We start from the raw sequence: 1,825 nt of genomic DNA on the forward strand, positions 1-1,825 counted from the left end.
TCTGCATCTTCTTCGAACGAAATTGAGACCCTCTATCGCTGTGCAGAACGCAGCCGGCCACGTCCCCTCGCCTGGCGACAGCGCTGTTCAGGGCGGCCACGGCCACGGACGCCAACTCATTGATGCGGTGGGCCGACGAGCTCCTCGTTCCGGTCCCGGATCTCGGCGTCCAGCTCGCCCTCGCGTCGGTGGACGAGCGGCTCAGCTCGTTCCAAGCTGACCTCGGAGCCCGACGGGCGAGCATCTGGTCGGCGCCGGAGAACGCTGACGAGGTGGTGAGCAAGGTCGCTGGCGCCTTCGACGACTCATTGACGACCTGGCTCGATCAGCTGCCGTACCCGATCGCATCGGCGCTGTGGACCGCAGAGTCCGCCCGGTCAGTGGCGGAGCAGCAGCGCGCCTATCTCCACGCCTGGGAGGCGATTGTGACCTTCCACGCGACCGTCCTGCTCGCCGCCAGCCGTAGCGATCCAGGCAGCAGCAGCGAGACCGAGGCCGCAATACGTCAAACCCTGCATGAGCAGCACTTAGGCATTGAGAAGGCTTCTTTCGGAACTTGGGTAGTCATCGTCGAAAAGACGTCGAAGAACCTGCGCAGCGCGTTAGCGGACGGCGACGCCGATGACGAGGCCCGTGTCCGCCGCGCGTTCGCCGAACTTGGCCGCGCCAGCATCGAGAAGCTGATCTCGAAAGACGTCGTCGAGAAGTTCAAGCAGGTGAACGGCAAGCGCAACCGGTGGTCTGGCCACGCAGGCTACACCTCGGAGCAGGCGCTGAGGACACAGGTCGGCTCGCTCGACTCGGACCTCAGAGAGCTTCGCGGGCTCCTCGGGAACGTCTGGTCACAGCTCGTGCTGGTCCGCCCCGGTAGCGCCAAGCGTCGCCGCGACGGCCTCGTACAGACCGCCGAGGTCGCCGTAGGGACTCGGACACCGTTTGCAACCCGTGAGTTCGCCGTGGGGGACCACATGTTCGAAGACGAACTCTACCTCGTCAGGGACGGGTCACAGTCGCCGTTGCGGCTAGGGCACTTCGTGCAGCTCCGCGCAGCGCCGAGCAGCGCTCAGTTCACCACCTACTTCTACAACCGGACCGAGGGGCGCAGCGTGCGCATGGTCAGCTACCAGTACGGGCCTGAGAGCGAACTACAGGACGACGTAGAGAGCCTCCTTGCGGACTTCGGGGGTCTCGCCGAGGCGTAAGGGTGCCCGCGTCTCGGCACGAGCGCCGTTCGGTGTAGGAGCGCGCACGGGGGCTGAGTTGTCGTGGAAGTAGTGCAAACCGCGCTGACTGCCCAGAAAATTGGTCGCACTCGTCGGCCCCCGGATCTAGAGTCATCCGATGGGTTCGAATCTGTTCTCAAACTATCCGGCCGATAAGTATCGAGACCTCGTCATGCGAAGAGGAGCGGCCGGACTATCCGAGTATGCGATGTACTTCCGCGAGGCCGCAGACCGACTCGCCGCCTCGTTTACCGGTAAGCCGTTTGACGACACTATCTTCATGCCGTAGCTCCACCTCCATCGCCATGCAACCGAACTTCTGTTGAAGACGGCAATCACCGAAGCAGCGCGACTACGTCGGGTGGAGCATCGAGACGCTTCATTGACCTCAAAAACGATTAAGGAGCGACTAAAATCTCGACTCGGCGACTATTGCCGCTCTTGGACGAGCTCGACCTGCATCTCGAGGCGCTCACTCTCGAAAAGACTCCGCCGGCGGAGGAATGATCAAGACCTGTGGATCTGGGAGGGCGTGCCTTCCCGCAAATATGATCCCGGTAGTCACTTGATCAAGTCAGCGTTGCAGCGCTGGCGGAAAGGCA

General features: G+C 62.8%; 1 protein-coding gene. It reads left to right on the forward strand.

Translation table 11 applies throughout. The features are described 5' to 3' along the window. Window positions 1-122 precede the first annotated feature (122 nt). A complete protein-coding gene (locus tag IEW22_RS19725; RefSeq protein WP_188589086.1) occupies window positions 123-1,202 on the forward strand; it encodes an N-6 DNA methylase in 1,080 nt (359 codons plus the stop codon). Window positions 1,203-1,825 lie beyond the last annotated feature (623 nt).

Origin of the sequence: Gordonia jinhuaensis (assembly GCF_014639795.1) — a bacterium.
In the GTDB taxonomy this organism is placed as follows: Bacteria; Actinomycetota; Actinomycetes; order Mycobacteriales; family Mycobacteriaceae; genus Gordonia_B; species Gordonia_B jinhuaensis.

Excerpts from the sequence above, each read along its gene's own strand:
- IEW22_RS19725 (WP_188589086.1), top strand. The coding sequence starts at position 123 with ATGCGGTGGGCCGACGAGCTCCTCGTTCCGGTCCCGGATCTCGGCGTC.